This is a genomic window from Syntrophales bacterium, from assembly GCA_030655775.1.
GTDB lineage: Bacteria > Desulfobacterota > Syntrophia > Syntrophales > JADFWA01 > JAUSPI01.
The window spans coordinates 1-5,682 of sequence record JAUSPI010000088.1; the positions used below are offsets into that span (position 1 = coordinate 1).

The 5,682-nt window shown below is 41.0% G+C and carries 6 protein-coding genes and 1 riboswitch; all 6 genes read left to right on the forward strand.

The annotated features are described in order from the left end of the window. Positions 1-107 precede the first annotated feature (107 nt). Positions 108-446, forward strand: coding sequence for a hypothetical protein (locus tag Q7J27_04535; GenBank protein ID MDO9528411.1), 339 nt, complete (start codon positions 108-110; stop codon positions 444-446). A gap of 347 nt (positions 447-793) precedes the next feature. Further along, entirely contained in the window at positions 794-2,089 is a 1,296-nt protein-coding gene (locus Q7J27_04540; protein ID MDO9528412.1) for a hypothetical protein, read from the forward strand. Between the two features lie 362 nt (positions 2,090-2,451). Further along, positions 2,452-2,646 (forward strand): hypothetical protein, encoded by a 195-nt coding sequence (locus tag Q7J27_04545; protein MDO9528413.1) that lies wholly within the window; start codon positions 2,452-2,454, stop codon positions 2,644-2,646. A 7-nt stretch (positions 2,647-2,653) separates the two neighbouring features. Beyond that, positions 2,654-3,358 (forward strand): hypothetical protein, encoded by a 705-nt coding sequence (locus Q7J27_04550; GenBank protein MDO9528414.1) that lies wholly within the window; start codon positions 2,654-2,656, stop codon positions 3,356-3,358. 93 nt (positions 3,359-3,451) lie between these two features. Then, positions 3,452-3,640, forward strand: a riboswitch (cobalamin riboswitch). An 89-nt stretch (positions 3,641-3,729) separates the two neighbouring features. After that, positions 3,730-4,695 carry an alcohol dehydrogenase catalytic domain-containing protein gene (locus tag Q7J27_04555; protein ID MDO9528415.1) on the forward strand — a complete coding sequence of 322 codons (966 nt, stop codon included), beginning with the start codon at positions 3,730-3,732 and terminating at the stop codon, positions 4,693-4,695. Between the two features lie 14 nt (positions 4,696-4,709). After that, positions 4,710-5,576: an anthranilate phosphoribosyltransferase gene (trpD, locus tag Q7J27_04560; GenBank protein MDO9528416.1), complete on the forward strand. Its 867-nt coding sequence runs from the start codon at positions 4,710-4,712 to the stop codon at positions 5,574-5,576. Positions 5,577-5,682 lie beyond the last annotated feature (106 nt).

A 5,682-nucleotide genomic window follows, 5' to 3' on the forward strand; every position in this document is an offset into this window, starting at 1 on the left:
ACGCCCAAAAGGAGTACAATGCGGTTATTAAGGATTTTCCTGTATGAGGCTAGATTAAGTTCCTACTCTGTGCGATATTCAGTACTTTTTTGTATGAAAACAGCCCCATGGCCAAAATTTGGCTTTCTCTAGCATTACCCCTATTAGGGCTTATTCCGCTAACAGGAAGCAACTCAACAAAAGACGCGCTTAATAAGGCAATTAAGAAGGCTGGAGCTGATGCGTTAATTGATGTAACCGTAGATGGTTATAACCAGTGGTTCATAATACTATCCAGAGTAGTAACAAAGGTGGAAGGAACTGGAATTAGGTTTGAGCATTATAAGCAAGAGCCTGAGAATATAGGCGTAAAGAGTGAAAATACGGATAGTGAAGCGACTGCAGACTATATTATAGAAGCAGTAAAAGAAAAGAGAGAAAGAGAGAGCAAAAAAAATGGGGACTAAAAATTTAAACCTTAATGAATTGTTTTAGCCTCAAAACCAATGATGTATTAAGGAATATTTACCATCATTTATTCCTAAATTAGCTTTGAAATTCCGCTTTTGGCAGTAATGTTAAGAACCCCATGTATTAAAGATTAGATGTTTTAAATAGTAAGCAGTAAAGAAAACGTCCGTTTTTTTAACTAAAAAATTTCTTCTTGAAATTTATAGATATTAGCTGATATTGTAGTCAAAGAATCAGGTCAATAATTTTATGTTAAGCAATAACTTACTATTTAGAGTTTTTTACTATATTTCTCAAAATGAGATATTTGGATCGACAGCCGTTAAAGAATTAAGGTTAAAAATTGAAGAAGGATATATCCGCTGATATAAAATTGATTGCCGAATCAGTTGATCTTATGCTGAAAAGTTCGAAAGAACAGCTGAAGAAGCTGGAACGGGCCAGAAATGAACCGTATTATTTGCCTGAAGACAAAATCGCTCGCCTCAGAGTATCCTGCGAAAACTGGACCGCCTGCCTTGACAACTACAGGAATAGTCTAAACAACGCGGACACCGTCACCCTGCAGAGCGGCAGAATAAAAAACCTCCGCAGGAAGATTCGCCAGTTGGGATCAGTCATCAGGAGAACCGGTGATATGATAACCATCATCAAAAAGAAATCCTCAAAGAGGAAAGAGGTTGATCACAGCCAATTCATCAAACCCGAACGCAGGAAAGAACTGGAAAAGGGAATAAGGGATAACCCTTTTCAGCTGCCTCCCGGAGTGACCATGAAAAAGGAAATCATGACAGACGGCAATCAGGCCTGGGAATTCAGACACCGAGACCTGGGACGCCTGGGCAGAATTTCGCTTAAGGCAATGGGCGGACAGACTCTAATCATCAACGAGGCGGCGGGTGAACGGGATGATCCGCTGACCGCGAAGCGGAAAGAAATCTTTGAGCCGATAGTCATGGAACTGTCGGCCCGGATGGAGAAAATTCTGGGCAAGGGCAAAGGCACTCCTCCGAAGCATATCGAGACTGCGGATGAACCATCCATGTCGGTGGCCGTCAAGATCATCCAATGCGAAACATGCGGCGAACCGGCAGCGCTGATAGTGTTCGCCGACCAGGCCGAAAGTCCGGATGAAATGGAAGATTACGCCAGAATGATGTACAGACAGATAGCCGAGCGGAACCTTCCTGCCTGGATACTGGGCTGCGCTCTCACGGATCCGGATGAGGATCCTGACGCCCCGTCATACGCCATGAAAGTCTGGCCGGAAAAGGAGAGAATCCAGTTGGTGACACCTGACCAAATTCTTCCGGACATTGACGAAGCGGCGGAAAACCACTGCAAAAAGGACCGCCCCAAAAAAGACCCCAACAGGGAACAGCTAAATCTGGTTGAGAAAATAGACGATTTTGTCAGAAACATCGAGGCCACAGGCGGCGGTGAAGAGAAACTGCTGGAAAATCTTTATCATCACATGTACAATTTCTATAAACTGATGGAGCTGTGCAGCGGGGACGAACTTAATCTTTTTACCGAAACACATCCTGGATTCGGCAGGTACGCGCACATGATAGGCAATATCGCCGGTGCACTCAAATCAGGATTTATCAAAGAAAACGCTGATGGATCTTTTTCCTAGAGGCGGTTCTATGTCTATAACCCCTATATCGCAACTATTATATGCAAGTATTATACGCTATATTATTAGTGATATTATGATGATCGATTGCCTGAATGACAGGCTATAAAGAAGCTTAAGTGTCTTTAGCTTATGCAGTTACAGCAACCATGTAATATTGCACGTTCCTTACTTTGGGCTTTATTAGGCGTACACGGCACAAGTTTGGGCAAAATTAAACATTTAGGATAAAAATCTGTCACAGAGTTTCTTATCTTTTCTTCTTCCCCGAGGGTGGTGGGGCATGATATTCCTATTCGTTCCTACAACTCAGCCGACAAAATCTTGCTTTAAGAAAAGAGTAGTGGTAAAATTGCAGCGATATGAACAAAGATAAGTCTATAGTTGATGGGAAAATGGAATTTATAGATGAAGAGATGGAATGGCTCTATCTTACACCAATCCAACGCATATTAGAAACAACTAAATTGTGGAAACTTTATATCTCTCTGGGAGGAAATCTTGACCCCGAACCCGATTCTCAAAGTCCTTTCTACATTAAAGAAACATCACGTTAAATGCCTGTTGATAGGCGGACAAGCCTGTATTGTATATGGTGCGGCCGAGTTCAGCAGAGATTCTGATTTTATTATACTCTGCACTGCTAAAAATCTTGAATTTCTAAAAAAAGCTTTAAATTCACTTAATGCCGAGCTTATCTATGTTCCTCAACTGGAAAAGAAATATTTGGAAAAGGGGCATGCTTGTCATTTCCGATGCATGGCAAAAGAGGTAAAAAACTTACGTATAGATGTTATCTCTAGGCTTAGGGGATGTGAGCCCTTTGATAAATTATGGGAACGAAGAAGCAGGATAATATCCAAAGATGGCCACAGCATAGATGTTATAAATCTTCGAGATCTTGTCCATAGTAAAAAAACTCAACGCGACAAAGATTGGTCAATGCTTAAACGTTTAGTTGAAAATGATATCATTTTGCATAAAGATAATCCTTCAAAAGCTCAATTAAGATGGTGGTTTTGTGAGAGCAGAAACGTAGCTCGATTAATTGAATTGGCAAAGAAATATCCAAAAACCGCAAAAAAATGTGCAGCAGAGAGGGCTTTATTATCTTATGTTATTGAAGCCAATGTCAAAAAACTTGAGCGACAATTACAGAAAGAGGAACTTGTTGAACGGAAAAAGGATATTGAGTATTGGAATCCCTTAAAGAAAGAATTGGAAATATTGCGTCAGCAACGAATAAAAAAGAAGAAGATAAAAATATAAAAAGAGGCAAAATAGCAAAATATTGCAAAAATTATGCAAATTTGTTATAGACACATAGATTGATGTGAGTAGGATAATACATATTTGTTCTTTTAAATTTTAAGCGTAACAGGTTCCTCTTAGAGGATTAATAGGGAATTCCGTAAAAACGGAAGCAGTCCCGCTGCTGTGTGCGAGGACGAAAGTTCCACAAGCCACTATCTTTATAAAATTTGGATGGGAAGGCGTAACAAGTAGGATGATTCGTAAGCCAGAAGACCTGCCTGAAGCAATGTGATTTGCTAGGGAATTTAATGGTAAAAGGTTCCGAAGGACTGTAGGCGGTCCATCGGGGCTTTTTTTATTTGGAGATTACTCTTATGAAGAAATGTATGAAAGCAATAATAGTTGAAGAAGTAGGGTCATTCAAAATTAAAAATATTAACATACCTTATCCCAAGACCGGTGAGGTTCTGGTGCATGTTAAAATCGCGGGTCTTTGCCGTACTGATCTAAAGTTGATTAGAGTGGGACATAGGGATCTGGTGCTGCCGCGTGTACCAGGAGAGGAGGTTGTTGGTACAATCTTTGAAATTGGCTCTGACGTTTCAGGATTATCACAAGGTCAGCGTGTTTATATATATCCCGGCAAAGCCTGCGATAAATGTAAGCTCTGTAGAACCGACGCAGAAAATCTATGCAGAAAGATGAAAATAATGGGATTTCACCGTAACGGTGGATTTGCAGAGTATGTACTTTCTCCAGCAAAAAGCATCATTCCTATTCCTGACAATCTACCGGATGAGGAAGCTGTATTTGCCGAGCCACTTTCATGTTGTCTTAACGCACTTGAACTTTCCCGACTTAAGAAGGGAGAGACAATCGGGATATGGGGCGCAGGACCAGCAGGACTATTGCTTTCTCGTGCTGCCATAGCACTAAATGCAACTCCCTTTATAATTGAGCCAGATAATCGCAGACGTTCCTTTGCCAATGGTTTTGAGAAACCCCCAGAGACGGGCTTTGATGTCTGTATTGTGGCTGTAGGCTCTGTCAATGCTTACTGCCAGTCACTTTCCCATCTTAATCCCAGAGGCCGTCTTGTAATCTTTTCTGGACTTGCTCCTGACAGGACCGAATTCCAAATCAATTTCAATCAACTTCATTATCATGAACAAACCCTTGTAGGTGCTTATGGATGTAGTTATCGTCATGGTCAGCAAGCTCTTGAATTTCTTGGAGATAAAAAAGTGAAAGTTAATGATCTTATTTCACATAAAATGCCACTCTGGGAACTTGAGGAAGCTCTGAAATTAGTTGAGCAACGAAAAAGCATAAAAATACTGCTTTATCCATAGACGAGGAGAAACAGATGGAGGCAGAAAGAATTAGAAAATTTGGTTTAAAAATTCAGCAATTGATCGAGGGTAAGAATTTATCCCGAGATGAGAGCTACGCCATGTTTAAGGAGATTTTGTTAAACCAACAACCTGATTTGCAGCAGGGTGCATTTCTCGCTGCCCTTGTAGCCAAGGGTGAAACAACAGACGAAATTATCGGAGCCTGGGCTGCAATTGATGAACTAGATACTATTCATATATCGTCAGATTTACCTGTTCCTCTTTTTGAGAATTCAGGAACGGGAATGGATAGACTAAAAACTTTCAATGTAAGCAGTGCATCTGCCATTGTTGCTGCAGCATGTGGAGTGAAAATGGGGAGACATGGTGCCAGGGCACTTACTTCAGCTTGTGGCACTGTGGATATACTTGAAGCCGTTGGTATTGATGTTGAATGTGATATTGAAACTGTCGAACGCAGTATTTGTCTTGCTGGAATAGGACTTTTCAATGGTATGAGTTCAAAAGTACATCCGGGTGCTCTTGGACGAATTCTCAGCCAGATCCGCTTTGGGTCTACCTTAAATATAGCCGCATCCCTGGCTAATCCGTGCAGGCCAACTTATGGCTTACGTGGAGTCTATGCAGAACAACTGGTGCAACCTGTTGCTGAAATTATGCGTGAGATTGGTTATGAACGTGGGATGGTTGTATATGGAAAGGATGTTGTTTCTGGTCATGGTATGGATGAACTTTCTATACTCGGAGAGACGGTTGTGTGTGAATTTTCGAAAGATGAAACAAGAGATTATGCCATAAATCCAGAAGATGTAGGCTTAAGACGTGTCAGCTACGAGGAAATTGCAAATTTGAGCCCGTTCAACGTTATAACATGTTAATACGCAAGGGGTTAGAGATGGTGATTTTAGAGAGTAACCCAAAAATTCTCTCAAAACGGCGTTTTTTTGGCGTTATCGAGGTGAGAGATCGAAAAAGTAACCCAAT

What these genes read in the sequence shown, in the direction of transcription:
- Q7J27_04545 (MDO9528413.1), top strand. Translation starts at nt 2,452, where the DNA reads ATGAACAAAGATAAGTCTATAGTTGATGGGAAAATGGAATTTATAGAT.
- Q7J27_04555 (MDO9528415.1), top strand. Translation starts at nt 3,730, where the DNA reads ATGAAAGCAATAATAGTTGAAGAAGTAGGGTCATTCAAAATTAAAAAT.
- Q7J27_04535 (MDO9528411.1), top strand. Translation starts at nt 108, where the DNA reads ATGGCCAAAATTTGGCTTTCTCTAGCATTACCCCTATTAGGGCTTATT.
- trpD (MDO9528416.1), top strand. Translation starts at nt 4,710, where the DNA reads ATGGAGGCAGAAAGAATTAGAAAATTTGGTTTAAAAATTCAGCAATTG.